The organism is Hwanghaeella sp. LZ110 (assembly GCF_048892525.1).
Taxonomy (GTDB): domain Bacteria; phylum Pseudomonadota; class Alphaproteobacteria; order UBA8366; family Aestuariispiraceae; genus Pacificispira.
Window position 1 is genome coordinate 508,936 of sequence record NZ_JBLZHT010000002.1, and the last position, 25,747, is coordinate 534,682.

Sequence of the window (25,747 nt, forward strand, 5' to 3'; positions counted from 1 at the left end):
GCCTTATGGGAGGCCGCGCTGTCTATTCTGCAGGTTGGGCGGTCGCCTGATCTTCGAACAACGGGTGTTTCAGGGCCTTCAATATCTCCCGTGGGACGACATGTTTGATGTTATGGCGTGTGATGTCCCAGTCGTGCAACAGGGCGTCTGCCCATTTTGAATGGGTGTTGACGACATGGTCCTGGATCATGGTGCGGCAAACATCCGCCCAATAGTCTGTCTCCAGCGAATAGACATCGACCGATTCAGGGTTCAGATACAGGGACAGGCGGTCATCCGGGTCATAGATGAAGGCCATCCCGCCGGTCATGCCGGCTGCGAAATTGTCGCCGACTTCGCCCAGAATACAGACATAGCCTCCGGTCATGTATTCACAGCCATTCGACCCGACGCCTTCCACAACGGTATAAGCACCGGAATTTCGTACCGCGAACCGATCCCCCGCCATGCCGGCCGCAAACAGGCGACCATCGGTTGCCCCATACAAACAGGTATTGCCGATAATCGCGTTCTTGTTGCTTTCCAGCGGGCTGGTGGTGATTGGGCGGATAACAATTTCACCGCCGCTTAATCCCTTGCCGACATAGTCATTGGCATCACCCAGAACTTCCAGCTTCAATCCCTGCACGGCAAATGCCCCCAGGGATTGCCCGGCCGATCCGCGCATGCGTACGGTCAGATGACCCGGGCGCAGGGCTTTCATGCCGAACTGACGGGTGATCTTGGAGGAGATCTTGGTACCGATTGCCCGATAGGTGTTTCGGATATTGTATTGAAGCTGCATTTTCTCCCGGTCGCGGAACAGGTTTTCCGCATCCTGGATCATCAGCGCATCCAATGTTTCTGGCACTGAATTGCGGCCTTCCGCCTCTGTCGGGAAGACACCGCGCACCATGCCCGGTTGGGTCAGGAGGGGGTTCAGGTCCAGATCATCCAGATGATCCGCGCCCCGGCTGACCTGGGCCAGCAATTCCGTGCGCCCGATAATGTCGCTGAGCGATCGCGCGCCCAGGCGGGACAGAATCTCGCGAACCTCTTCTGCAACGAAACTGAACAGGTTCATGACCTTTTCCGGCGATCCACTGAATTTATCAATCAGGCGTTCATCCTGGGTACAGACCCCAACCGGGCAGGTATTGGAATGGCATTGCCGCACCATGATACAGCCCATGGCGACAAGGCTGGCGGTCCCGATACCATACTCTTCTGCGCCTAGAATGGCGGCGATGACCACATCGCGACCGGTGCGAATGCCGCCATCGGTGCGCAGCCGCACGCGGTGGCGCAATCCGTTCAGCGTCAGCACTTGATGTGCCTCTGCCAGACCCATTTCCCACGGCAGGCCCGCATATTTGATGGAGGTCTGGGGCGAGGCACCGGTTCCGCCGGAATGACCGGAAATCAGGATCGTATCGGCATGGGCCTTGGCGACCCCTGCGGCAACCGTGCCGATCCCGGCCTTTGCGACCAATTTCACGCAGACCCGTGCTTCAGGATTGATCTGCTTTAAGTCATAGATCAGCTGCGCCAAATCCTCGATGGAATAGATATCATGATGTGGCGGCGGGCTGATCAGGGTTACGCCCTCGGTCGAATGGCGCAGCCGTGCGATGATGCCTGAGACCTTGAATCCCGGCAACTGGCCCCCTTCGCCAGGCTTTGCGCCCTGGGCCATCTTGATTTCGATCTCGCGGCAATTGTTCAAATATTCCGCCGTGACGCCAAACCGGCCAGAGGCCACCTGTTTGATCGCGGAAGAGGCATTGTCGCCATTTTCCTTGGGCTTATAGCGCGCAGGATCTTCGCCCCCCTCTCCGCTGTCGGATTTTGCGCCAATCCGGTTCATGGCAATCGACAGGGTTTCATGGGCGATGGGCGACAGGGCCCCCAGGGAAATGCCAGGGGCGACCAGACGCTTGCGGATTTCCGTGATGGATTCCACCTCGTCAATCGGCGCGGCAGGACCATCATATTTGAAATCCATCAAATCGCGCAGGTTGATGGGGGGCAGCTTAGCGACCTGTTCGGTATAGCGTCGATAGACGGCATAGGAATCCGATGCTACGGCTGTTTGCAGCGTATGGATCAGGTTCCCTTCCCAGGCATGAGCCTCGCCCCCCCGGCGATAGCGATAGAATCCCCCGACGGGCAGGGCAATCACCGTCTCGTCAAAGGCGGTTTCATGGCGCTGTCTGACATTGGCGTGCAGACCCGTCAAACCAACGCCGGAAATGCGGCTGGGCAGGCCGGGGAAGAATTCTGCAACCAGGGACCGGCTAAGACCAATGGCTTCAAAGTTATAGCCGCCCCGATACGAACTGACGATGGAGATTCCCATTTTCGACATGATCTTCAAAAGACCGTCTTCGATGGATTTCTTGAAGTTCTGCAACGCCGTGTCCAGCGTCAGATCCCCCAACAGCTTGCGCCGATACCGGTCTGCAATCGCCTCCTGCGCCAGATAGGGCACGATGGCGGTTGTGCCGACCCCGATCATGACGGCGAAGGAATGGGTGTCTATCGCTTCGGAGGTGCGGGCGATCAGGCTGGAAAATGTCCGCAAGCTGGCCCGAACCAGATGGGTGTGGACGGCACCAACCGCCAGGATCATCGGGATCGCAGCGCGTGTTTCGGAAATCCCGGAATCGTCCAGAATCAAATGTTGCGCCCCTCCGCGCACCGCATCTTCGGCCTGTGCCTGAACCTGATGCACGGCATCGGCCAGGGCATTTGAATTGCTGTCAATCGGGAAGGTGCAATCAATTTCGACGGCGGCTTCGCCCAGATAGGTTCTCAGCGCGCGATAGTCACCATCCAACAGGATGGGCGAGGGTAACTGGACGATCTGCAATTGCCGGGCATCTTCTTCCAGAATATTGCCCAGATTGCCCAGCCGCGTTGCCAAGGACATCACATTGCGTTCCCGCAGGCTGTCGATGGGCGGATTGGTCACCTGGCTGAAATTCTGTCGGAAATAATGGTGCATGCCGCGATAGCTGTCTGATAGCACCGCAATAGGCGTGTCATCCCCCATCGAGCCGGTGGCTTCCTTGCCGGTTTCTGCCATGGGCTGCAGGATCAGTTCCAGATCCTCCATCGACCAGCCACAGGTAATCATGCGGCGGCGTAACTCTTCCTTGGACATGTCGCCGCATTTTCCTGCGCCCTGTCCACCCAATTCCGATAATTTGGTAATGCTCTTAACCCATTCCCCAAATGGGCTCAGCCCCGCAACATGGTCTTTCAATTCCATGTCATGGCACAAGCGTCCTTCGTTCAGGTCAACCGCGATCATCTGACCCGGACCCAGGCGACCTTTCTCCAGGACAGTGGTTTCCTGAACTTTGACCATGCCGGTTTCTGACCCAACGACCAACAGGCCATCGCCGGTCACAACATAGCGCAGCGGGCGCAGACCATTGCGATCCATCCCGGCCAAAGCCCAGCGTCCGCCATAGGCACAAATCGCCGCCGGGCCGTCCCAGGGCTCCATTACACCATTTGCGTATTCGTAAAAATCACGGTGAGCCTGTTTCAGGGTTTTGGATTTTTCCCAGGCTTCCGGGATCAACAGGGATTTGACTTCCGGAAGTTCGCGATGGGTGCGCACCAACACTTCAAATACCCCGTCCAGGGACGCGGAATCCGAACTGCCGGGCTGAACGATGGGTTTGATGTCATCGACATAGGGCCCCAATTGCGGGTCATCCAGCTTGGTTTCGTGGCTTTTCATCCAGTTAATGTTGCCGTTGATCGTATTGATCTCGCCGTTATGGGCCAGAACACGGAACGGCTGGGCCAAGGACCAACTGGGGAAGGTATTGGTCGAATAGCGCTGGTGGTAGATCGCAAAATTCGACGTGAATCGCTCGTCATTCAAATCCGGATAAAAGGAGGTCAACTGCTCAGCCAGGAACAGCCCCTTATAGATCACCGAACGACAGCTTAGGGAGCAGATGTAAGCCTCTGTCAGGTTTTCCAGCAGGAACAGCTTTTCAATCCGGCGGCGGATGACATACAGGTCCGCTTCAAACTGTGACACTTTCACATCGCGCGCATTTTCCACCATGATCTGTTCGATCTCGGGGCGGGTGGCATTCGCCTTTTCCCCGATAATGGAAATATCCACTGGCACCTGGCGCCAGCCATAGATGCGATGCCCCATGCGCAGGATTTCACTCTCCACGATTTGACGTACGCGCTCCTGGCGGTTCAAATCTGTGCGCGGCAGAAACACCATGCCAACGGCCAGTCGCCCCTTGCCCAGATTGTGTCCGGTGCGCTGAACATGTTCTTTGAAGAAATCCTGCGGGATCTGCACATGAATGCCCGCCCCATCGCCGGTCTTGCCATCGGCATCCACCGCCCCGCGATGCCACAGCACCTTCAGGGCTTCAATTGCGCGCAGCACAACATCGCGCCGGGGCTTGCCATCAATCGCAGCCACCATGCCAACGCCGCAATTGGCGGTCTCCGTCTCCGGCAGATACATGCCGTTCTGCGCCAGATGATCGGCGTTCGCGCGATACTGCGAAACCCAGTCATTCATATCCGTCGTGTTGGTCATGACGATTCTTCCTTATTCTGCAGCGACCGGCGCGACGGCGCGGGCTTGGATATAGTCGTGGATGGAGGCTGCGGCATCGCGGCCATCGCGAATGGCCCAGACGACCAGGCTGGCACCGCGCACGATGTCGCCGGCGGCAAAAACACCCTCCAGCGCGGTCATCTTTGTCTTGTGATCGATCTTCACGGTGCCCCAACGGGTAACGGGCAGGTCGGATTCCCCCCACAGGGTCGGCAGGTCTTCCGGATCAAAGCCCAGCGCCAGGATTGCGATATCGGCGTCATGGGTCATGACCGCCCCTTCAATCGCTTGTGGTGCGCGGCGACCGGTTGCATCGGGCTGACCCAGGCGCATCTGCTGTGCCCGAACGCCGGTCACGGCATCGTCGCCGGTAAAGGCTTCTGGCTGGGACAGCCAGACGAATTCAACCCCTTCTTCTTCCGCATTCGCTACTTCCCGCTGAGAGCCCGGCATATTGGCGCGGTCGCGGCGATACAGGCATTTCACGGATTTCGCGCCCTGGCGAATGGCGGTACGGACACAGTCCATGGCGGTATCGCCCCCCCCAATAACAACGATATTCTTGCCCGCCGCGTTCAGTGTGCCATCCTCGAATTCAGCGACAGTATCGCCCAGGCCATTGCGGTTTGACGCGGTCAGGAAATCCATTGCCGGAATAATGTTCTTCTGGCCCACGCCCGGTGCCTTAAGATCGCGCGCCTTGTAAACGCCGGTCGCGACCAGGACGGCATCATGCTTTGCCCGTAAATCGGCGAAGCTGATGTCGCGGCCAATCTCAACATTCAGGGTAAAGCGGACGCCGGACTCTTCCAGCCATTTCGTGCGGCGCTGTACAATGTCCTTTTCCAGCTTGAAATTCGGAATGCCATAAATCATCAGGCCACCAACCCGATCATAACGGTCATAGATCGTGACCTGATATCCGCGCCGCCGCAATTGTTCCGCCGCCGCCAGCCCGCCAGGACCGGACCCGATGATCCCAACACTTTCCGTGCGTTCCTGTCGGGGGGAAATAGGCGTCACCCAGCCTTTTTCCCAGGCAGTATCAGTGATGTATTTCTCAATGGACCCGATGGTCACCGTGCCATGGCCGGATTGTTCAATCACACAATTGCCCTCGCACAGGCGGTCTTGCGGGCAAATGCGGCCACAGACTTCCGGGAAGGTATTTGTCGCGCTGGAAACTTCATAGGCTTCCTGCAGGCGGCCTTCCGCGGTCAGCATCAACCAGTCGGGAATGTTGTTATGCAATGGGCAGTGGATCTGACAAAAGGGCACGCCGCATTGGCTGCAGCGCCCGGATTGGTCGGCCGCCGCATCATCGCTATATCCTTGATAAATCTCATCAAAATCTACACGGCGCTGGTCAATCGCGCGTTTGTCGGGATTGGCCTGAGCGCGATCCACAAATTGAAGCATCCGGCCGGTGGTCATGGGTATGTCCTCACACTCTCGCAACACCTTTCGCTGACGTACTAACCGATACGGGGTCAACTCAGATGCTAATGGTTAAAATTTCGAAATTCGGGCCCGGCATTTTGGCCTTGTTCCCTGTCGTCGCGACGGGGTCGCGGATTAAAGTCTGACAGGCCTGACCCTCATATGCCTCTAATCTATATCGCTTGTTGCGTGGAAAGACCAGAAGTTTTTCAAAACTTAGTCAATAAAATTGACCTATTTTAAATTTTGATCGTCTGAAAACATCCAAATCAGGGTGATGAGTAACGAGGCATTAAAAATTTAGTACCATTTCGGTATTAATTTTGCGATAGGTTAAGGATGCAAGCGAATGCGACCAATGATATAAGCATTTTAATCAATCCTGTGGGGGTTTCCCGTGCTTCTTCACCATATTTTGGTTCTCGCCGCTGTTCAGGGAATTACCGAATTCCTGCCAATCAGTTCCTCAGGACATCTTATTCTGACGGGCCATGTGCTGGGATGGCCGGATCAGGGGTTGGAAATAGATGTCGCGGTGCATATTGGCAGTCTGGCGGCTGTGTGTCTGTATTTCTGGCGTGATGTCTGGCAGATGTTTGTCGGTGTCGGGCGGGTGGCAACAGGTCGCGGGGGGGCGCCTGCGAAATTGGTACTGAATGTCATTGTCGCGACGATACCCATCATTATCGCAGGATTTCTGCTGAAGGACTACGTGGAAACAGTGTTCCGCTCCGTAGAGCTCATCGGGTGGACGACACTGGGTTTTGGCATTTTATTGTTCATTGCAGATCGGGTCGGCATGACGATTCGCCGGGTGGAGCATTTATCCTGGGTCACGTCCCTGGTGATCGGCCTGTCGCAGATTCTGGCTTTGTTGCCGGGAACCAGCCGGTCGGGTATCACCATGACCACGGCCCGTTTTCTGGGTGTGGAGCGGGAAGACGCCGCCCGCTTTTCAATGTTGATTTCCATCCCAACTATCCTTGGGGCCGGGCTGCTTGCAGGTCTGGATGTCTATGAATCGGGCAGTTTTGCGCTCACCGGCGATATTGTGATTGCCGTCGTATTCTCCTTCATCACCGCACTGCTATCGATTTACGCAATGATGGCGTGGCTGCGCCGGTCAGGCTTTGCGCCCTTCGTGATCTACCGCATCATCATGGGCGTTGGTTTGTTGTATTGGGTCTACAGCGGCGCGGCGTAATCCGGTTCAGACCGGTTGTGCGGGATTATAGCGCCCGCCCTTGCGATAAATGTCCAGATAAGATGGCAGGATCACCTCTGCCGCTGTTGGGGCGATGCCCAAATCCTTGAGACCCGGCAGGTTGCCCGTTGCGATATTGTCGCTGCGCAGCAGTTCCACCTGATCGCGGGTCAGCGGCGGCACGGGCAGCAATTCCAGGAAAAACGCCTTGATCCTGGCCAGTTCAAACGGTACCGGGACCAGGCCGACATGGCGTCCCGTTTCAGACATGACCAGTTCCATCAATTCCTTGAAGCTATAGACCGTCGGCCCGCACAGTTCATAGGTCCGCCCCGCCGCACTGCTGTCGGTCAGGGCCTTGACGATGGCGTCGGCGACATCCCCAACATAAACCGGCTGGAATTTCTGTTCACCCCCACCGATTAAGGGCAGCAAGGGTGTGATGCGCATGATCGATGCAAATCGGTTAAAGAAGGAATCTTCCGGGCCGAAAATGACGCTGGGGCGCACGACGATGGCCTCCGGAATCTCTGCCCTGACAGCCGCTTCTCCCGCCGCCTTGCTGCGCGCATACTGCGCAGGCGAATCCGGTGCCACGCCCAGGGCAGACATCTGAATGAAATTGGAAATCCCTGCCGCCTTGGCGACCCTTGCAATGCGGGCGGCGCCTTGATGATGGACGGCATCAAAGGTCTGGGTGCCGCTTTCGTACAAGATACCCACCAGATTGATAACGCTATCCGCGCCATCCAGCGCCCTGGCCACCGATGACTCCTGACGGATATTGCAGGCGATGGGGATGATTTGCCCGACATCCCCCATGGGTTTCAAGTCACTGGCGGTGTCTGGAAAGCGCACAGCAACGCGAACGCGACAGCCAATCCGCGCCAGTTCGCGCACCACCTGTCGCCCGACAAAGCCGGAACCGCCGAAAACCGTCACAACCTTGGCCACCATGCGAAGATACTCCCCTTACGAAATCACCAAACCAGAGTCAGCAGTGTTATAGCGAATGCCTGCGCCAGTTCCAAGCGCTCCGAAAGCGCTGTGTCGGGACCCCGTGTCGCACACAAATTCAGGCCAAGTCATATTTTTGCAATCCGCCGCTTGGCGAAGGACAACCCCTGATCCCTGGAAACCCATGTTTTCCGCGGATTGTAGAGATAAATTTACCCCCGAAAATCATCCGCTTGACAAGCCTCACGCAAATGGACATGTTCCGGCCCCGCACCATCGGAAATGCCCAGGTGGCGGAATTGGTAGACGCGCAGGTTTCAGGTACCTGTGTCCGAAAGGACGTGGAAGTTCGAGTCTTCTCCTGGGCACCATTTCTTAAAAATAGAGATATTGGCCGGATCATTTTGTGATCTGGGCGGTCTCTATTTTTGCCCTATCGGTATGAACCTTGGGTCATTTGGTCCCAACATGCCAAAACGCTGTACGTAACACTGCGATTCTTGTTAGAATCCGGCGTTTTGCGCAGATTGATCCTGATTGGGCGTGGTTTTTCGATGGCCAGTCGGGACTTGATCTTTTGGGGGTGCCGCTTTAGAGGCCCAAGACATTGGCCCGGGGCAATGATTTAAGGAGTGTATCGGGTGAGCATTCATTTGCATCAAGGGGATTTGCCCGCGGATCTTGATTTTGGGTCCTCTGTGGCGATTGATACGGAAACTCAGGGGTTAAATCCGTTGCGGGACCGGCTCTGTGTCGCCCAGCTTTCGGGCGGCGATGGGGTCAGCCATCTGGTGCAATTTGCACCTGGCGCGTATGACGCCCCCAATTTGAAGCGCTTGCTGGCCGACCGGTCGGTCCTGAAGATTCTTCATTTCGCCCGATTCGATGTGGCAATCTGTCAGCAATGGCTGGGTGTCACGATGGGGCCGATCTATTGCACCAAGATTGCGTCGAAACTGGTGCGGACTTACACGGACCGTCATTCCCTCTCCACCCTTGCGAAAGAGCTGTTGGGTATCGATATGTCCAAGCAGCAGCAAAGTTCGGACTGGGCTGCGCCGGATCTCAGTGATGCACAATTGGCCTATGCCGCATCGGATGTGCTGTATCTGCACCAGATCAAAGAGGTGCTGGATGGCATGATCGTTCGTGAAGGGCGCAGTGAACTGGCGCAGGCCTGCTTTGATTTTCTGCCCGTGCGGGCCAAATTAGACCTGATGGGTTGGGCCGAAACAGATATTTTCGCGCATTCCTGACCGCGCGAGCCCAAATTATGGCTGGCTTGAGGCAATGAGGCCTACTAAGGGTCAGCATAGGAAGAGTGACGTGTAATCATGACAGCCGGTGTAACCTCGATGCAAAACGCTATACAGGCCCTAAGGTCGGATGCCCAGGCAAGCCCGGATCAGGCGGCCTCTGATCTGGCGACGGGTCGCGCGGTCTTGCGTGCCGAAGCCGCCGCCTTGAGCGATATGGCCGAGGAGTTGAACGGCGCCTTTATTTCGGCGTTGGATATATTGATGGGGGTGACCGCTGTTGGCGACCGCGCCGGGCGCATCATTGTCAGCGGCATGGGGAAAAGTGGCCATATCGGGCGCAAGATTGCCGCTACCTTCGCGTCGACCGGAACGCCAGCGCAGTTCGTGCATCCGGGCGAGGCCAGCCATGGCGATTTGGGCATGATCACAGAGCGGGATGCGGTTATCGCCATCAGCAATTCCGGCGAAACCCACGAGTTGAGCGATCTGATCGGCCATGTGAAACGATTCCAGATCCCCATGATCGGCATCACCGGTCGCGCTGGGTCCACACTGGCGGAGGCAGCAAATGTCGCCCTGATTTTGCCCCAGCATCCTGAAGCAGGAGAGATCGGGCTGGCCCCGACCACATCGACCACGATGACCCTGGCGATGGGCGATGCCCTGGCGGTATCCTTGATGGCGCGCAAGGGCTTTACCGCCAATGATTTTCGCGTATTGCATCCCGGTGGCAAATTGGGCCGGCAATTGCTGAAGGTCGCAGACCTTATGCATCGCGGCGAGAATATTCCCCTGGTCCAACAACAGGCCCGCATGGATGAGGTCGTCCTGACCATCACGTCAAAACATTTTGGCTGCACCGGTGTTGTGGACGATGCAGGGGGGTTGATCGGCATCGTGACCGATGGCGATTTGCGCCGCCACATGTCGAACAATCTGGCAGAGCAGTTGGTGACGAAGGTGATGACGGCGGGGCCAATCATGATCACATCAACGATGATCGCCGCTGAGGCGCTGAATATCATGAATGATCGCAAAATCACCGCGATGTTCGTGGTGGACGAGGCGCAAAAGCCGGTTGGGATCGTGCATATTCATGACTTTTTGCGCGCCGGTGTCGCCTGACCCCGACCCTGCAGGACTGATCGAATTGGAAAAGGATGCGAGCGCTATGGCGAGCGCTGACAGCAATGCCGGGACAACCCCACCGCCCAGTGCACCGCCGATTCGCGGGGCCAGTATTCCTGTTTCGATTGGCCGTCGCACGCTGAACCAGTCTTATGGCCGTATGGTAGGCTGGCTGAAAGTGTTGCTGCCAACGGTGGCGGTGGCCTTGATTGCCCTGGTTGTCGCCTGGCCCTATCTGAAGCAGGAAGGCCATCGCATCACCGACTCCCTGACTGGTGCCGGTCAGTTGATTACCGAGCATATGGAGGTCAGTCAGGCCCGCTATGCTGGGATCAGTGAGGATGGACAGCGCTATACGGTGACGGCGAAATCGGTACAACAGGCCAATGTGGACGCCATCATGGTTGATTTTACAGAGCCGCGCGCCGACATCAATCTGAGCGATGGCAGTTGGGCCCTGGTGACGGCAGAAACCGGGACGCTGAACCGTGAGACGCAGGTGCTGGAATTGTTTAGCAAGGTCAATTTGTTTCATGATCTGGGATACGAGTTTCATTCTGAGAGTGCCACCTTTGATCTGCTGCAGGGCAATGCGTTTGGTTTTGATCCTGTTCAGGGACAAGGCCCTTTCGGATATCTGGAAGCGGAAGGCTTTCAGTTGATGAACCGTGGCGAACAGGTTCAACTGACCGGCAAGGCCCGTGTGATAATCTATGATACCGATTAATATACGATGAACCCGACGAAGACAGGCGACCTGATGGCAATCCGCACAAACCCAATTTTTTACGCCCTGTTGCTGGCGGCAGGCATTCTGCTTTTTTCACCGGGCTTTGGTTGGGCGCAAGAGGGGCTGATTTCGGGCAGTCAGGACGGCGCGATTGAGATCGAGGCGGATAACGGCATCGAATGGCTGCGCGATCTTCAACAATATCGCGCCTATGGCAATGCGACAGCAAAGCGGGGCACGGTTACCGTCATTGCCGACACGCTGGTTGCCTATTATCGGGAAGAGGACGGTCGCCAGGTTATTTTCCGTCTGGATGCGGAAGGGAATGTGATTATCAAGTCGGATGGATCAGAAGCATTCGGCGATAAGGCGGTTTATCACCTGGATAAAAAGGTTGCGGTACTTGTCGGCAAGGATCTGCAGGTCGTCACCGATCGCGGCACGATCACCGCGGAGGAAAGCATGGAATATTGGGAGGAAAAGCGGATTATCGTGGCCCGCGGCAATGCTTTGGCTATCCAGAACGAGCGGCGCTTGAAGGCTGGTGTGTTGACCGCCTTTATCGAACCGGGGGAGGAAGGGCAGTCCTCCCGCGTGACGCGAATTGACGCCACCAGTGGCGTTCATATCTCTACCCCGACCGATATCGTGACCGGGAAGGAAGGCGTGTATAATGTGCCAGAGGAAAAGGCGACAATTTGTGGAAAAGTCAAAATAACCCGCGGATCGAACCAATTGAATGGCGAATGCGCGGTGGTAAACATGCTGACCGGGCGCAGCACATTGCAGGGTAAATCTGCAGGAGATAAGGTTAAGGGATTGATTTTGCAGACTCAATAGGGCGTATCCGCACCCATTAAACGGTCTGTGCCAATCGCTTCATGGCAGTAATTATGCAATTCCAGTGCCAAATTCGTTGTCATGACTTGGCGAATCGCAAGAATGCGTTTAGACTCCTTCAATAGCGCTCAGAATGCGCGAAATAGGGCGGAACAGAAAGGCGCGGGATTTCCGTATGGCCGATCGCGAAGATGATGAAAACACAGCCGGCGAGGGTGAAGGCTCAACGCAGCGCGAGGGTGATCGTAAAGACCGGTTTCCCAGATTTGCGCCGCATGTGAGTTCCAGTCAGGTGCGGGACCCTGGCGAGCATCGCCCGGAACCGCAATTGCGTCAGCCGCGTTTGGGTCCAGCAGACGGATCGGATCTGTCGGCCACGCGTCCTGGCGTTGGCGCAAATTTTGGTCGCCAGCCACCGCCGCTTCGCCGCCCGACATCTGTGCCGCCTCTGCGCCCGACTGAGCCGCCTCCTTTGCCGTCACGGGAAGATGTGCCGCACCGCGTGCTGAGCTCCGCGCCCGCAAAGACCCCGGATGCAAAAGCCCCCCCGGCACAGACGCCGGCTCGGGAACAGGCTCCCTCGGATTCTGCAAGACCCCAGGAGGTAAGACCCCAGGAGGTAAGACCCCAGGCGATCTCACTCAAATCACCGGAGCCCCCGGTTATTCGGGTTCAGGCAACCCCTGTTTTGCGCCGCCCGGTTTCCTCAGATACCTCTGTGCCGCCGCAAAGGACATCGCCTGCGGAAGGGAAAGAGACATCCGTTCCGCCCGTTCAGCAAAAGCAGGTCGACGCATCGGCTTCCTCAAAGCCGGACGCATCTATCAGGCCGGATTCGAAGACAGAAGGCCGCAAGCCGATCGATTTCAGCGACCTGCCGGAGCCGCCCCGCCCCCGTCTTAGGGAGGATCCGGCAGCAGGACGCACGGAAACGCCTAAACCAGCAGAGCGTCGCCTGGATACGGACCGGCGCGATACTGTTCCCCCGGTTCAGGCTCGGGTGGATGGGGACGCCCCTAAATCTGCCGTAGTGTCGCTGGAGCGTGAGGCCGCCCGGCCCCGGCCCACGAAACCGGTACTGATCACGAAGAATGAAGGGCTGGTCGTCACATCCTTGGGCAAACAGTTCAAGAAACGCCCGGTTTTGCGGGATGTCTCCCTGCGGGTGCAGCGGGGGGAGGCGGTCGGTCTGTTGGGACCCAATGGCGCGGGGAAGACAACGTGCTTTTACATCGTCACTGGGCTGATCGCCGCTGATTATGGGCAGATCATGCTGGATGGCGCGGATATCACTGAATTGCCGATGTATCGCCGGTCACGATTGGGAATCGGGTATCTGCCACAGGAATCTTCGATTTTTCGCGGATTGACGGTGGAACAGAATATCATGGCGGTATTGGAGCTGATCGAAAAGAATCGCGAAAAACGCGATGCGACATTGGATGCGCTGATGGCGGAGTTTTCGATCAGCCACTTGCGGCGGACACCGGCGATTGCCTTGTCCGGGGGGGAGCGCCGCCGGTTGGAAATCGCCCGCGCGCTGGCCAGTCAGCCGAATTTCGTTCTGTTGGATGAACCGCTGGCCGGGATTGATCCGATTGCCGTGCGCGACATCCGACAATTGGTCAGTCATTTGAAGGATCGGGGGATCGGGGTTCTGATCACCGATCACAATGTCCGTGAAACGCTGGATATCGTGGACCGCGCATACATTCTGCACGATGGCAGTGTCTTGATGGAGGGGACCCCCGATGAAATCGTCGCAAATCAGGAGGTGCGGCGGGTTTACCTCGGGGACCGCTTCTCCTTGTAGCGGGGCTGTGGGGGCGGGGAATGTCGATAACCCAACGTTTGGACCTGCGGCAGAGCCAAAGTCTGGTGATGACGCCGCAATTGCAACAGGCGATCAAGCTGTTGCAGCTTTCCAGCATGGATCTGGCTGCCTATGTCGAGACCGAGTTGGAACAAAACCCGATGCTGGAGCGCGACGAAGGGCTTTCCGCCGGGCGTGAAGAAGGCGGGCCGCAGGAGGATGTCGCGCAGGGCGATGTGTCGCGCACGGATAGCGCCGATCTGCTATCCCCCGACGCGATGCCTGGCGCTGGGGCTGAAAGCCCGCTGGATACAGATTATTCCAACAATTATGATGGCGAGATCGCGGGGCCTGGTGTTGAGCCAGGCGGGGCCTATACCGCATCCAGTGGCGGCACTGATTTTTCCAGACGGGGGGCAGATGAAGACCTGCCTGACCTGGAAGCGACGCTCAGCCGCGGTCGTACCCTGACGGAGCATTTGGAAGAGCAGATCCAGGTTGATCTTGGATCCCCACGGGAACGCCTGATCGGGCGATATCTTGTTGATTCACTGGATGAAAATGGGCGATTCACAGATGATTTGGAAGATGTCGCCCAGCGCCTGGGATGTGATGCCACAGAAGTCGAAGCGGTTCTGCTGCAAATGCAGCGCTTTGATCCGCCCGGCATTTTCGCGCGGGATCTAAAGGAATGTCTGCGGCTGCAATTGGAAGATCAGAACCGCTATGATCCTGCCATGGCGGCGCTGTTGGACAATCTGGACCTTCTGGCACGGCAGGAAGTATCGAAACTGTTGAAAATCTGTGGCGTCGATTCAGAAGATCTGACCGATATGGTTGCGGAAATTCGGTCCCTGAACCCGCGACCGGCGGCAGAATATGGTTTTGAGCCATCGCAGACGGTGATCCCTGATGTCATCGTCAAGGTCGCGCCCGATGGGGATTGGACGATAGAGCTTAACCAGGATTCCCTGCCGAAAGTCCTGGTCAACGAGCGTTATTATGCCCGTGTCGCGAAGGGGACCCGCGACAAGGAAGCCCGTGATTTTGTTGCCGAGCGATTCCACACGGCCAATTGGTTGGTAAAAAGTCTGCAACAGCGCGCCACCACGATCCTTAAAGTTTCAACGGAAATAGTCCGTCAGCAATCCGCCTTTCTGCATCATGGCGTGGGCCATTTGAAGCCCCTGATTCTGCGCGATATTGCAGAAGCCATTGAGATGCACGAATCAACGGTCAGTCGGGTTACCTCCAACAAGTATATGTCGACCCCACGTGGCTTGTTTGAGCTGAAATATTTCTTTACCACCGCGATTGCGGGCACGACGGGTGATACGCATTCTGCGGAAACCGTGCGGCACCGGATACGGACTTTGATCGATGCAGAGCTACCAAACGCCGTTTTATCAGATGATCGGCTGGTGGAACTGCTGAATGCTGATGGAATTGATATTGCCCGAAGAACGGTAGCAAAATACCGTGAGGCGATGAAAATTGCATCTTCAGTACAACGTAGACGACAGAAGCGTGCCAGTTTGTAAGTTATAATTTATTAAATTAAATCAACAGATTGTTCTGTTTTTGGCTCCGCAATAAGGGCCTCAACATAAAATTTCAATTTTCTGATTTCTCGTTATTGGATGCCCGTTGTAAAGCGGCATCTGCCAAACCAAATGCATAATATGAAAAAAATAAGATGCAGGGCGATGTGATTTCGCAGTAGCATTCTCAATCAAAGGATGGCCCAGTCAGTATCGGGTCTCTTCGATACGCGGGCCGTCAAAATCAGTCGCCGGTTATACGGCGCGATCAGAACCGTGAAAGGGTAACGGACCCACTATGCAACTCTCCATCAAAGGTAAACAGGTTGATATTGGCGATGCGCTGCGCACGCATATCGACACCACGCTGCCCGATGCGATTGGGAAGTATTTTGACAACACGACGGATGCGACCGTCACCATTTCCAAGGATGGCGGACGGTTTGCCGCCGATATCCAGGTCCATGTGTCCAAGCGCGTTTTGGTGCATGCCCATGGTGCCGGAAATGACGCATATGGGGCATTGGAAGAAGCAACCGAACACGTAACCAAACGATTGCGCCGGTACAAACGTCGTTTGCGCGATCACAAAGGGCGCCTCAGCACGGCAGATGCCTTGCCCGCGCTGCAATATGTGTTGCAGGCAGAACCAGAGCCGAAAGAGGATGAATCGAACGAGCAGGATGAACCAATCATCGTTGCGGAAATGCCAACAGAGGTCGAAAGTATGACCGTTGGGGAAGCAACAATGCGGATGGATTTGGCCAGCCATTCAGCGTATATGTTCCGAAATACGAAGAATGGGCGGATCAATATGGTCTATGTCCGGCCGGATGGGAATATTGGCTGGGTCGATCCCCAGTCGGGTGCGTAGCCAGTCCGGCGCATGGTCAGTCTGGTGCATGGCAAGGCTGGTGCATGGCAAGGCTGGTGACAAGTTTGTCTGGAGAATAACCCGCTTGGCGTGTAGTCAGTTTGGTGTGTAATCAGTCTGGTGCTTGTTTTGGGTACGTGAATCCTGCTGTTTGGCGCCGGTTGGGTGGCAAATTGAACAGGTTTTGACGTAAAAGGGCTTTTAATTGGCAAGTTGGGTGCTTAAAACCCCTGGCAATCATGGACCCACATGGCGGTTGCGCTATTTTGTGCAGTTGGTCGTGTGGTCAAACAAACGAAACAGAGCGAACTGTCATGGAATTGTGTGATCTTTTGTCTGCCGATGCAGTGATTGAAAAACTGAACGTCACGTCAAAGAAACAAGCCTTACAAGAAATTGCGCGCCGGGCGGCTTCCATAACGGGCCTGGATGAGCGGGCGATTTTTGACACCCTCCTGGAGCGGGAGCGTTTGGGCACGACAGGCGTAGGGCATGGAATTGCCATCCCGCACGGCAAGTTGCAGGGGATCGAACATCCGGTCGGGATCTTTGCGCGTCTGGCGAAATCCATTGATTTCGATGCAATTGATGACCAGCCGGTTGATATCATCTTTGCCCTGCTGGCCCCGATTGAAGCGGGTGCGGATCACCTGAAGGCGCTGGCCCGGGTGTCGCGTTTGCTGCGGGATCGGGACATTTGTGAAAAACTGCGGGGTTCGGACCGGTCCGATGCGCTGTATGGACTGTTAACAGAACCATCGGCCACCAGCCACGCGGCGTAATCATCTGTAACAGATTTGGTCTTCAGTTTGACCCCCGGATGAGCCTGATAGGGTTGTTCGGGGGTTTTGCTATAATAGGCTACCGATCTTTGATTATCTGATCCTTGGGGATCTTGCAGATTCTCTGATAGGCTTTCGCTATGGATGAGAAAAACAGTATAGCGCGCAACACAGCCGCAAAAGATCGAAAAAGCGCGGGTGGAAAACAATCCGGCCCAAAACCGGTTACGCCGGAACGCCTGGGAAAAATCGCCTTACATTATCTGGAACGCTATGCGTCCAGTGCGGAGAATCTTCGTCGGGTGCTGATGCGCCGTGTTCTTCGATCTGCGCAATTGCATGGCACTGACAGTCAGGCCTTGGCGGATTCGGTGGATGATTTGATCCAGCGCTATCAATCGTCCGGTCTGCTGGATGATACGGCTTATGCCCTGGGACGATCCGCCAGTTTGCATCGGCAGGGTAAATCCACCAGGGCAATCCAACAGACCCTGTCGGTAAAAGGCGTGGACGGGGATACCGTTGGGGTCGCCCTGGAGGCCTTGCGGGAAGAGGTCGGTCCTGATCTGGATCTGCGCGCGGCGGTTCAATATGCCAGACGGCGCCGGCTTGGACCCTGGCGGCGGGATGGCCGGGAAGAAGCCCGCGAAAAAGATCTTGCCGCCTTGGGGCGTCAGGGCTTTGGATATGATATTGCGCGCCATGTCATAGGGGCGGAAACACCACAGCAGCTTGAGGATGAGCTGGATACCAGCGTTGAGGAGCCCCAAAACTGACCCCAGATCTGCGAATTTCGTGCCGCGGCAATCAAGAATTCAGCCTGCCAGCCGGTCGTACCGCGCTTCTGGTGATCGATATGCAGCGGGATTTTATCGATCCGGACGGTATGTGTGCGGCGTTAGGCGATGATCCGGCGTTGTTGCGCGCCATCGTACCGCGTATCCGCAGGCTGAGTGACTGGGCCAGGGCACAAGGCCTGTGCCTGATACATACACGGGAAGGCTATGCGCCCGACCTGTCTGATATGCACCCGGCGAAACGCGTCCGGTATGGGATGAAGAGCCCGGGGGCAATTTCAGATGGACCACTGGGGCGGTTTCTGATCCGGGGTCAGCCGGGTCATGATTTCATTGCCGATCTTCAGCCTGAACCGACAGAAACCGTCATCGATAAGCCGGGATTCAGCGCCTTTTATAGCACCGATCTGCACGCCTATCTGAACAGTCGGGGGATCACCCATCTGTTACTGTGTGGCGTTACCACGTCCTGTTGCGTGCAATCGACCCTGCGGGCGGCAGTGGATTTGGGGTATGAATGCCTGACTGTCGCGGATTGCTGTGCGGCGCTGGAAATGGACGATCATGATCGCGCCCTGGATCTGATCGCCAGCGAGGGTGATTTGTTCGGCAATGTCTGTGATTTGAAGGACCTGGCGGGGCCCTTGCCCCATCGCCCCTTTGCCGGGAAAATTCGCCCAATGGAAGACGCAGATGGAGCAAAGGTGCTGGATTTATACGCCCAGGGCATCGCGACAGGCCACGCGACATTTCAGGACCATCCTGGGGATTGGGCGGGGTTCTCTGCTGGGAAACTGCCGCATCCTCGGCTGGTGGCGCAGTCTGGCGATGGTGACATTCAGGGGTTTGCCGTGCTTTCCCCCACCTCTGTCCGGCCGATTTATCGGGGCATTTGCGAAGTATCGATCTATATCGCGGAAAAGGCCCGTGGGCAGGGGGTTGGTCATGCGCTGATGGCGGCCCTGGTGTCTGCCAGCGACGCGGCGGGGCTGTGGAGTCTGACCGCTGGTATTTTCCCGGAAAACAAGGCAAGCCTGATCCTGCATGCCGCCCATGGGTTTCGGTGTATGGGGCGCCAAAGAGGGGCAGGCATCATGCCTTATGGGCCATTGGCCGGACAATGGCGGGATGTTTTGAAATTGGAGCGTCGGACACGCCAGAGCACTTGCCGATAGGCTGTTGCGGGGCTATGGAGACGCTATGCCAATATACAAAACGATTTTGATCCTGCCCGATGAGGCTTCGGTTTTCCCCTTTCAGGAAGCGGTGGAAGACTATGCCTTGGGAACCGCCGCCTTTGAATGGGAAGGCGGCCCCAAGTGGTCGCTGGAATTCTATACCGATGGCCTGCCGCCCATGGCAGATTTGGAGCCCCGACTGATTTCGGCAGCGCAACAGGCTGGTATTACAAATCCAGATCCCATTGTTGCGCCCTTACCCGATATCGATTGGGTTGCCGAAAATCAAAAAAGCTTCCAGCCGATCCGTGCCGGGCGGTTTTTTGTGCATCAGGAATTTCATGAAGACCCCATTCCTGCCGGGTCGGTTCCCCTGGTCGTGAATGCCGGGACTGCCTTTGGCACAGGAACCCATGCCACAACATGGGGCTGTCTGGTGATGATTGATTATCTGCTGCGCATGGGAATCCGCCCCGGTCGCGCCCTGGATTTGGGCTGTGGAACGGCGATACTGGCGATGGCGTTGTGTAAAACGCTTCATCAGGCCCGCGTCGTCGGCAGTGACATTGATCCAGAAGCGGTGCGTGTGGCGCGGGAAAACGGTCAGATCAATGGTATCCTGCCGCCCCATTTGCGCCTGACCACGGCCAATGGTCTAGGGCATCCGGTCATCCGCCAGGGCGGCCCCTATGACCTGATTGTCGCCAATATTCTGGCGCGCCCCCTGATGTTGCTGTCGCGCGACATCATCCGCGCGACAGCACCGGGTGGACTGATCATTCTGTCAGGCCTGCTGGTTCAGCAGGAAGCGATGGTCCTGGGCGCGTATCGTATGCAAGGCTTCAGCCTGCGCGCCAAACAGCGGCGGGACGGCTGGTCCGCCTTATTGCTGGGCCGGTAAGCCCAAGCTCCAACCTTTAACGACTGGCTTTGGCGGACAGGGCATTGTCAATGTGCAGAACATGCATCAGGCTTTTAAAGCCCCGTACGATCATGTCCCGAAGGGCGATGCTTTGCAGTCGGCGGCCTTCGTGGGCCATGCGCATTACTTCGTCATAATCAATCGGTTCGTAGTCTAAGTCAGGGTTTGGCGTGCTCATAATTTGGTGCTCCTCAGAGAGTTGCGGTTTGTATTGCAATGCACAATTTTCATATTGCACTGCACAATAAGATGGTACAAAGAAAGCACCTTGTGAAGTTGGGTATGCCTCAAATCCCTTGTGCATTGTAGGAACAAATAGATGGATATCGCCCCGCAGATGTTGTTATTCGCTAAAGTCGTCGAAGATGGCGGGTTTTCTGCGACCGCACGTCGTCAGGGCCTGACCCCCTCTGCCATCAGCAAACAGATCAGCCAGTTGGAAGACCGCCTGGGGGTGCGCCTGCTGAACCGATCCACGCGGCGCATGTCTTTGACTGAAGAAGGAAAAGTCTTTTACGACCGCTGTGTCGAGATATCGACCAAAGTTGCCGATGCAGAAGCGGCTATCGTGTCCCTGGGCAGCCATCCGCAGGGGACATTACGGGTCGCATCCACGGTGGCATTCGGCAAAATGCAGCTACTCCCTTTGCTGCCGCTCTTTCTGGAAAAAAACCCGGATGTGCGGGTGGCGCTGGAACTGTCTGACCGCCCGATTGATTTTGTCGCAGAGCAGGTCGACGTTGCCATTCGATTTACAGAGCAGATTGACGATGACACGCTGGTGGTGCGCAAGCTGGCCCCCAATCGCCGGGTTTTCTGTGCTGCGCCAGACTATATCGCCGCGCATGGCATTCCTGAAACTCCCGATGATCTGGCGGCTCATAACTGCCTGACCTTGTCAACGGTTGCACGATGGAATGACTGGCAGTTCACCACACCTACGGGCCCGAAGATCTATCGGGTGAAGGGAAATTTTGAAGCAAACAGCGCCGATGCCGTCTATCACGCGACGCTGGCCGGGATCGGCATTTCGCGTCTTTCAACCTATCTGATCGGACCGGATTTGCGCGCTGGACGACTGGTGCGGGTGTTACCGGATCACGCCGATGAAGGATCTGATATTCTGGCGGTTTACTCGGATCGGCGGAATCTGTCGCCAAAAGTCCGGGCCTTTGTCGATCACATGGCGGAAAGCTATGGCGATCCGCCGCCCTGGGAATGGGATGGGGCAGAGTCCTTTGGTGCCGTCGCAAAGCCGGATTAGCCCCCGAAATCTATTTCAGGGGGGCGTATCTGCAATTTCTGGCGGTTGCAGCACCGGGTCGGTGTCCCTATATACCCCCTTGAAGTCTTAACCACGGCGTCACAATTAAAGGCGATCCGATCACATTTCTGAAGGGGCATCTAGGAAGCGCTGGAATCAGGCTTGGTGATGTCCGCTTAACACTGGAGGTAAACAATGGGTAAAGTAATTGGTATTGACTTGGGCACCACAAATTCCTGCGTCGCAGTGATGGAAGGGTCCAATGCAAAGGTTATTGAAAATGCCGAAGGCGCGCGCACGACGCCGTCTATGGTCGCGTTCACCGAAGACGGCGAACGTCTGGTCGGCCCGGCTGCTAAGCGCCAGGCTGTGACCAACCCGGAAAGCACGCTGTATGCGATCAAACGTCTGATCGGGCGCCGCTTCAGCGATGCAGAAGTCAAAAAAGACATCAAGAACGCCCCCTTCAAGATCATCAAAGCCGATGGCGGCGATGCCTGGGTTGAAGTGCGTGGCGAAAAATACGCTCCGTCGCAAATCTCTGCGATGATTTTGCAGAAAATGAAGGAAACCGCTGAGAGCTATCTTGGCGAAACCGTTGATCAGGCGGTGATTACCGTCCCGGCTTACTTTAATGACAGCCAGCGCCAGGCCACCAAGGATGCCGGTAAGATTGCCGGTCTTGACGTGCTGCGCATCATCAACGAGCCGACTGCCGCTGCCCTGGCCTATGGCCTGGAGAAGAAGGGCTCTGGAACAATCGCTGTCTATGACTTGGGCGGTGGGACCTTTGACGTTTCCGTGCTGGAGATCGGCGATGGCGTGTTCGAAGTGAAATCCACCAACGGGGATACGTTCCTGGGTGGGGAAGACTTTGACCAATCCATCATCGACTATCTGGCGGATGAGTTCAAAAAAGAGCAAGGCATCGACCTGCGCACCGACAAGCTGGCGCTGCAGCGTTTGAAGGAAGCCGCAGAGAAAGCGAAGATTGAATTGTCTTCGTCCACACAGACCGATGTGAACCTGCCCTTTATCACGGCGGACGCTTCTGGTCCGAAGCACCTGAACATCAAGATCAGCCGCTCCAAGCTGGAAAGCCTGGTTGGCGATCTGGTCAAGCGCACCGTTGGCCCATGTAAGGCCGCGTTGAAAGATGCCGGGCTGAAAGCCTCTGAGATCGATGAAGTCATCCTGGTCGGCGGTATGACCCGCATGCCCAAGGTGATCGAAACGGTTAAGGAAATCTTCGGCAAAGACCCGCATCGCGGCGTGAACCCGGATGAAGTGGTTGCCATCGGCGCGGCGATTCAGGCAGGCGTTCTGCAGGGCGACGTGAAAGACGTGCTGTTGCTGGATGTAACCCCGCTGTCGCTGGGTATCGAAACCCTGGGCGGTGTGTTTACCCGTTTGATAGACCGCAACACGACGATCCCGACCAAGAAATCGCAGGTCTTCTCCACGGCGGAAGACAATCAGTCTGCCGTGACGATCCGCGTCTTCCAGGGTGAACGGGAAATGGCGGCGGATAACAAGCTGTTGGGTCAGTTCGACCTGGTCGGTATTCCGCCCTCACCGCGTGGCATGCCCCAGATCGAAGTCACGTTTGATATCGACGCCAATGGCATCGTCAACGTGTCTGCGAAAGACAAGGGCACGGGCAAGGAACAGCAGATCCGCATCCAGGCCTCTGGCGGTCTCTCAGATGATGAGATCGAGCAGATGGTGAAGGATGCCGAAACCAACGCTGACAGTGACAAGCAACGCCGCGCCCTGGTTGAAGTGCGCAATGCCGCAGACAGCGCAATTCACACCACGGAAAAGGCTCTGGCCGATCATGGCGACGCCCTGTCCGGGGATGAAAAGCAGGCGATCGAAGATGCGATTGCGGCCTTGAAGGAAGCCAAGGACGGCGATGATGTCGAAGACATCAAGGCCAAGACTGACGCCGTTGCACAGGCATCCATGAAGCTGGGGGAAGCCATGTATAAGGCGGCCCAGGCTGAAGGCGGCGACGGGGATATGGGCTCTGATGGGCCTTCTGCCGGTAGCCAGGAAGAAACCGTCGTTGACGCCGACTTCGAAGAAGTCGACGACGACAAGAAAGACAAATCCTAACCATCACACGGGAAAAGGCCCCGTCGCTTGATCGCGGCGGGGCCTCACCCTATACGGGGAGAGGGTTATGTCTAAGGCTGATTTTTATCAAACGCTTGGGGTCCAGAAAGGCGCGTCCGCGGACGAGCTGAAGAAGGCCTATCGCAAGCTCGCTATGCAGTATCACCCGGATCGCAATCCCGGTGATGCAGCAGCGGAAGCGAAGTTCAAGGAAGTCGGAGAGGCCTATGAGGTCCTCAAAGACGAACAAAAGCGCGCGGCCTATGATCGCTTTGGCCATGAAGCCTTTGAACAGGGCGGAATGGGCGGTCGCGGTGGTCAGGCTGGGGCTGGCTTTGGCGGTTTTACCGACATATTCGAAGAAATGTTTGGCGATTTCATGGGCGGTGGCGGTGGTCGCGGTCGTGGCGGCCAGCGCGCGTCGCGCGGTGCGGATCAGCGCTTTAACCTGGAAATTGCTCTGGAAGATGCCTTCAAGGGCCGCACGGTTGAAATCAAGGTTCCAACGGCTGTCACCTGTGATGTCTGTGACGGCAATGGCGCAGAAGATGGGGCCAAGCCTGTCACGTGTGGCACCTGTGGCGGCGATGGCAAGGTGCGCGCCAGCCAGGGCTTCTTTACCATCGAACGGACCTGCCCGACCTGTCAGGGGCAAGGCCAGGTTATTGATAAGCCCTGCCGGAAATGCTCTGGCTCCGGGCGCATGCACAAGGACAAGTCGCTTAGCGTCAACATCCCGAAAGGGGTTGAGGAAGGCACCCGCATTCGCCTGACCGGTGAAGGGGAGGCAGGCCTGCGTGGCGCGCCACCGGGGGATTTGTACATCTTCCTGTCAATCAAACCCCATAAATTGTTTCAGCGGGAAGGTGAGAACCTGTTCTGCCGTGTGCCGATCAGCATGGCCGACGCTGCCCTGGGCGGGGAAATTGAAGTCCCCACCATCGAAGGGGGCCGCGCCAAGGTGAAGGTGCCGGAAGGCACACAAACCGCCCAGCGCTTCCGCCTGCGCGGCAAGGGCATGCCGGTCCTGCACACCCAGAATCGCGGCGATATGTATATCGAACTGGCAGTCGAAACCCCGATGAACCTGACCCGACGGCAGAAAGAACTGCTGAAAGAATTCCGCGACGAGGGCAAAGGAAAAAATACCAGCCCCGAAACCGACGGTTTCTTCACCAAGGTCAAAGAATTCTGGGATGATCTGACGGAATAATACCAACTGCGTGCGCCCTTGACCAATCGGCTGGATTTCCGTCTAAAGGGAGCCGGTTTTATTGGGAATGGGAGGTTCTGGAATGTCTGACGGGATTCTGAACATTGCGATCATGGGGGCCGGGGGTCGCATGGGGCAGATGCTGGTGCGCGAAGTGACCGCGACCGAGGGCTGTCATGTCATCGGGGCGACGGACCGTGAAGGCTCCCCCCATATCGGTGAAGACGCTGGCAGTCTTGCCGGGATCAAGGCCTTGGGCGTTGTGATCGAGGATGATCCTGCCCCGGTGATCGCCCGCGCCCATGCCGTGATTGATTTCACGACGCCCGCTGCGACGGTAGAGCATACCCGCCTTTGCGCCCAGGCCAATGCCGCCCATATTGTCGGCACGACCGGGCTTTCAAAGGAAGATGAAGCGGCTTTGGAATTGGCGTCGCGGCATTCCGCCGTGGTCTATGCCCCCAATATGTCTGTTGGGGTGACCTTGCTGATGGCATTGACGGAAAAGGTCGCCGCTGTTCTGGGGCCGGATTATGATATCGAGGTTCTGGAAATGCACCATCGCCACAAGGTGGATGCGCCCTCCGGGACTGCGCTGGGCCTGGGGAAGGCCGCTGCCAAAGGGCGTGGCGTGGATCATGATGCCGCCGCCATTTATGCCCGCCAGGGTCATACTGGTGCACGGGAAGAAGGGACGATTGGCTATGCCACCCTGCGCGGTGGCGATGTTGTCGGTGACCATACGGTGATGTTTGCTGGAGAGGGCGAGCGTATCGAGATCGGCCACAAAGCCTCCAGCCGCCGGGTCTTCGCCGCCGGTGCCCTGCGCGCTGCCCGCTGGGCCCACAGCCAGCCCTATGGTTTGTATTCCATGCGGGATGTCCTGGGGTTGGATTGATCTAAATTTGTAGTGTCTGTTTCGCAGTCCCCCTTGAGGGGAGAGGATGCCTTTGTTTGCTCCCTCCCCCTTGAGGGGGGAGGGTTGGGGTGGGGGTGACAAGGCCGCAAGGCCTTCGCCTGCATCAGACTGGATTGCGGAGGAGAGAGCACCCCCCCCCCCCCCCCCCCCCCCCCCCGCGGGGGGGGGGGGGGGGGGAGG

20 protein-coding genes and 1 tRNA gene are annotated in these 25,747 nt (G+C 56.9%); 17 read left to right on the forward strand and 4 right to left on the reverse strand.

The genetic code is table 11. From position 1 onward, the window contains the following. Window positions 1–22 precede the first annotated feature (22 nt). Window positions 23–4,567: a glutamate synthase large subunit gene (gene gltB, locus ACOSDM_RS06155; RefSeq protein ID WP_420723615.1), complete on the reverse strand. Its 4,545-nt coding sequence runs from the start codon at window positions 4,565–4,567 to the stop codon at window positions 23–25. 12 nt (window positions 4,568–4,579) lie between these two features. Then, on the reverse strand, window positions 4,580–6,022 hold the full coding sequence (locus ACOSDM_RS06160; RefSeq protein ID WP_420723616.1) for an NAD(P)-dependent oxidoreductase: 1,443 nt from the start codon (window positions 6,020–6,022) through the stop codon (window positions 4,580–4,582). A 403-nt stretch (window positions 6,023–6,425) separates the two neighbouring features. Between ACOSDM_RS06160 and ACOSDM_RS06165 the strand changes: the two genes are divergently transcribed. Beyond that, window positions 6,426–7,232 carry an undecaprenyl-diphosphate phosphatase gene (locus ACOSDM_RS06165; RefSeq protein WP_420723617.1) on the forward strand — a complete coding sequence of 269 codons (807 nt, stop codon included), beginning with the start codon at window positions 6,426–6,428 and terminating at the stop codon, window positions 7,230–7,232. A gap of 6 nt (window positions 7,233–7,238) precedes the next feature. Here ACOSDM_RS06165 and ACOSDM_RS06170 read toward each other — a convergent pair whose 3' ends face one another. Further along, window positions 7,239–8,189: a complex I NDUFA9 subunit family protein gene (locus ACOSDM_RS06170; protein ID WP_420723618.1), complete on the reverse strand. Its 951-nt coding sequence runs from the start codon at window positions 8,187–8,189 to the stop codon at window positions 7,239–7,241. A 284-nt stretch (window positions 8,190–8,473) separates the two neighbouring features. Between ACOSDM_RS06170 and ACOSDM_RS06175 the strand changes: the two genes are divergently transcribed. The 12 genes from ACOSDM_RS06175 to ACOSDM_RS06230 all read left to right on the forward strand — a co-directional run bounded on the left by ACOSDM_RS06175 (window position 8,474) and on the right by ACOSDM_RS06230 (window position 20,032). After that, a tRNA-Leu gene (locus ACOSDM_RS06175) sits at window positions 8,474–8,560 on the forward strand. Window positions 8,561–8,830: 270 nt separating this feature from the next. After that, window positions 8,831–9,445 (forward strand): ribonuclease D, encoded by a 615-nt coding sequence (locus tag ACOSDM_RS06180; protein WP_420723619.1) that lies wholly within the window; start codon window positions 8,831–8,833, stop codon window positions 9,443–9,445. 78 nt (window positions 9,446–9,523) lie between these two features. After that, window positions 9,524–10,573, forward strand: coding sequence for a KpsF/GutQ family sugar-phosphate isomerase (locus tag ACOSDM_RS06185; protein ID WP_420723620.1), 1,050 nt, complete (start codon window positions 9,524–9,526; stop codon window positions 10,571–10,573). Window positions 10,574–10,619: 46 nt separating this feature from the next. Continuing rightward, a complete protein-coding gene (gene lptC, locus ACOSDM_RS06190; protein WP_420723621.1) occupies window positions 10,620–11,303 on the forward strand; it encodes an LPS export ABC transporter periplasmic protein LptC in 684 nt (227 codons plus the stop codon). A 33-nt stretch (window positions 11,304–11,336) separates the two neighbouring features. After that, window positions 11,337–12,146: an LptA/OstA family protein gene (locus ACOSDM_RS06195; protein WP_420723622.1), complete on the forward strand. Its 810-nt coding sequence runs from the start codon at window positions 11,337–11,339 to the stop codon at window positions 12,144–12,146. A gap of 1,030 nt (window positions 12,147–13,176) precedes the next feature. After that, on the forward strand, window positions 13,177–13,959 hold the full coding sequence (lptB, locus tag ACOSDM_RS06200; protein WP_420723643.1) for an LPS export ABC transporter ATP-binding protein: 783 nt from the start codon (window positions 13,177–13,179) through the stop codon (window positions 13,957–13,959). Window positions 13,960–13,979: 20 nt separating this feature from the next. Beyond that, the gene (gene rpoN / locus ACOSDM_RS06205) at window positions 13,980–15,500 is read left to right on the forward strand and encodes an RNA polymerase factor sigma-54 (protein WP_420723623.1); all 1,521 of its coding nucleotides are present in this window, start codon (window positions 13,980–13,982) and stop codon (window positions 15,498–15,500) included. A 298-nt stretch (window positions 15,501–15,798) separates the two neighbouring features. Beyond that, entirely contained in the window at window positions 15,799–16,374 is a 576-nt protein-coding gene (gene hpf, locus ACOSDM_RS06210; RefSeq protein ID WP_420723624.1) for a ribosome hibernation-promoting factor, HPF/YfiA family, read from the forward strand. A gap of 314 nt (window positions 16,375–16,688) precedes the next feature. Beyond that, window positions 16,689–17,156, forward strand: a complete 468-nt coding sequence (gene ptsN / locus ACOSDM_RS06215; RefSeq protein ID WP_420723625.1) for a PTS IIA-like nitrogen regulatory protein PtsN — start codon at window positions 16,689–16,691, stop codon at window positions 17,154–17,156. A gap of 140 nt (window positions 17,157–17,296) precedes the next feature. Continuing rightward, window positions 17,297–17,932 carry a regulatory protein RecX gene (locus ACOSDM_RS06220; RefSeq protein WP_420723626.1) on the forward strand — a complete coding sequence of 212 codons (636 nt, stop codon included), beginning with the start codon at window positions 17,297–17,299 and terminating at the stop codon, window positions 17,930–17,932. Between the two features lie 71 nt (window positions 17,933–18,003). After that, window positions 18,004–19,128, forward strand: a complete 1,125-nt coding sequence (locus tag ACOSDM_RS06225) for an isochorismatase family protein (RefSeq protein ID WP_420723627.1) — start codon at window positions 18,004–18,006, stop codon at window positions 19,126–19,128. Between the two features lie 25 nt (window positions 19,129–19,153). Continuing rightward, the gene (locus tag ACOSDM_RS06230; protein WP_420723628.1) at window positions 19,154–20,032 is read left to right on the forward strand and encodes a 50S ribosomal protein L11 methyltransferase; all 879 of its coding nucleotides are present in this window, start codon (window positions 19,154–19,156) and stop codon (window positions 20,030–20,032) included. Window positions 20,033–20,048: 16 nt separating this feature from the next. Here the strand turns inward: ACOSDM_RS06230 and ACOSDM_RS06235 are convergent, their stop codons facing one another. Further along, window positions 20,049–20,231: a hypothetical protein gene (locus ACOSDM_RS06235; protein WP_420723629.1), complete on the reverse strand. Its 183-nt coding sequence runs from the start codon at window positions 20,229–20,231 to the stop codon at window positions 20,049–20,051. A 141-nt stretch (window positions 20,232–20,372) separates the two neighbouring features. Here ACOSDM_RS06235 and ACOSDM_RS06240 point away from each other — a divergent pair, with 141 nt between their 5' ends. From ACOSDM_RS06240 to dapB, 4 genes are all read left to right on the forward strand, one after another. Beyond that, window positions 20,373–21,317 (forward strand): LysR family transcriptional regulator, encoded by a 945-nt coding sequence (locus ACOSDM_RS06240; RefSeq protein ID WP_420723630.1) that lies wholly within the window; start codon window positions 20,373–20,375, stop codon window positions 21,315–21,317. A 195-nt stretch (window positions 21,318–21,512) separates the two neighbouring features. Continuing rightward, entirely contained in the window at window positions 21,513–23,435 is a 1,923-nt protein-coding gene (gene dnaK, locus ACOSDM_RS06245; protein ID WP_420723631.1) for a molecular chaperone DnaK, read from the forward strand. Between the two features lie 67 nt (window positions 23,436–23,502). Further along, complete coding sequence (gene dnaJ / locus ACOSDM_RS06250; RefSeq protein WP_420723632.1) at window positions 23,503–24,648, forward strand: molecular chaperone DnaJ; 1,146 nt, start codon at window positions 23,503–23,505, stop codon at window positions 24,646–24,648. Between the two features lie 97 nt (window positions 24,649–24,745). After that, a complete protein-coding gene (dapB, locus tag ACOSDM_RS06255; protein ID WP_420723644.1) occupies window positions 24,746–25,546 on the forward strand; it encodes a 4-hydroxy-tetrahydrodipicolinate reductase in 801 nt (266 codons plus the stop codon). The last annotated feature ends 201 nt before the right edge of the window (window positions 25,547–25,747 follow it).

Coding starts and splice junctions, on each gene's coding strand:
- lptC (WP_420723621.1), top strand. CDS start 10,620: ATGGCGAGCGCTGACAGCAATGCCGGGACAACCCCACCGCCCAGTGCA.
- ACOSDM_RS06240 (WP_420723630.1), top strand. CDS start 20,373: ATGGATATCGCCCCGCAGATGTTGTTATTCGCTAAAGTCGTCGAAGAT.
- dnaJ (WP_420723632.1), top strand. CDS start 23,503: ATGTCTAAGGCTGATTTTTATCAAACGCTTGGGGTCCAGAAAGGCGCG.
- gltB (WP_420723615.1), bottom strand. CDS start 4,567: ATGACCAACACGACGGATATGAATGACTGGGTTTCGCAGTATCGCGCG.
- dnaK (WP_420723631.1), top strand. CDS start 21,513: ATGGGTAAAGTAATTGGTATTGACTTGGGCACCACAAATTCCTGCGTC.
- ACOSDM_RS06230 (WP_420723628.1), top strand. CDS start 19,154: ATGCCAATATACAAAACGATTTTGATCCTGCCCGATGAGGCTTCGGTT.
- ACOSDM_RS06160 (WP_420723616.1), bottom strand. CDS start 6,022: ATGACCACCGGCCGGATGCTTCAATTTGTGGATCGCGCTCAGGCCAAT.
- ACOSDM_RS06185 (WP_420723620.1), top strand. CDS start 9,524: ATGACAGCCGGTGTAACCTCGATGCAAAACGCTATACAGGCCCTAAGG.
- ACOSDM_RS06170 (WP_420723618.1), bottom strand. CDS start 8,189: ATGGTGGCCAAGGTTGTGACGGTTTTCGGCGGTTCCGGCTTTGTCGGG.
- ptsN (WP_420723625.1), top strand. CDS start 16,689: ATGGAATTGTGTGATCTTTTGTCTGCCGATGCAGTGATTGAAAAACTG.
- ACOSDM_RS06195 (WP_420723622.1), top strand. CDS start 11,337: ATGGCAATCCGCACAAACCCAATTTTTTACGCCCTGTTGCTGGCGGCA.
- rpoN (WP_420723623.1), top strand. CDS start 13,980: ATGTCGATAACCCAACGTTTGGACCTGCGGCAGAGCCAAAGTCTGGTG.
- ACOSDM_RS06220 (WP_420723626.1), top strand. CDS start 17,297: ATGGATGAGAAAAACAGTATAGCGCGCAACACAGCCGCAAAAGATCGA.
- ACOSDM_RS06235 (WP_420723629.1), bottom strand. CDS start 20,231: ATGAGCACGCCAAACCCTGACTTAGACTACGAACCGATTGATTATGAC.
- hpf (WP_420723624.1), top strand. CDS start 15,799: ATGCAACTCTCCATCAAAGGTAAACAGGTTGATATTGGCGATGCGCTG.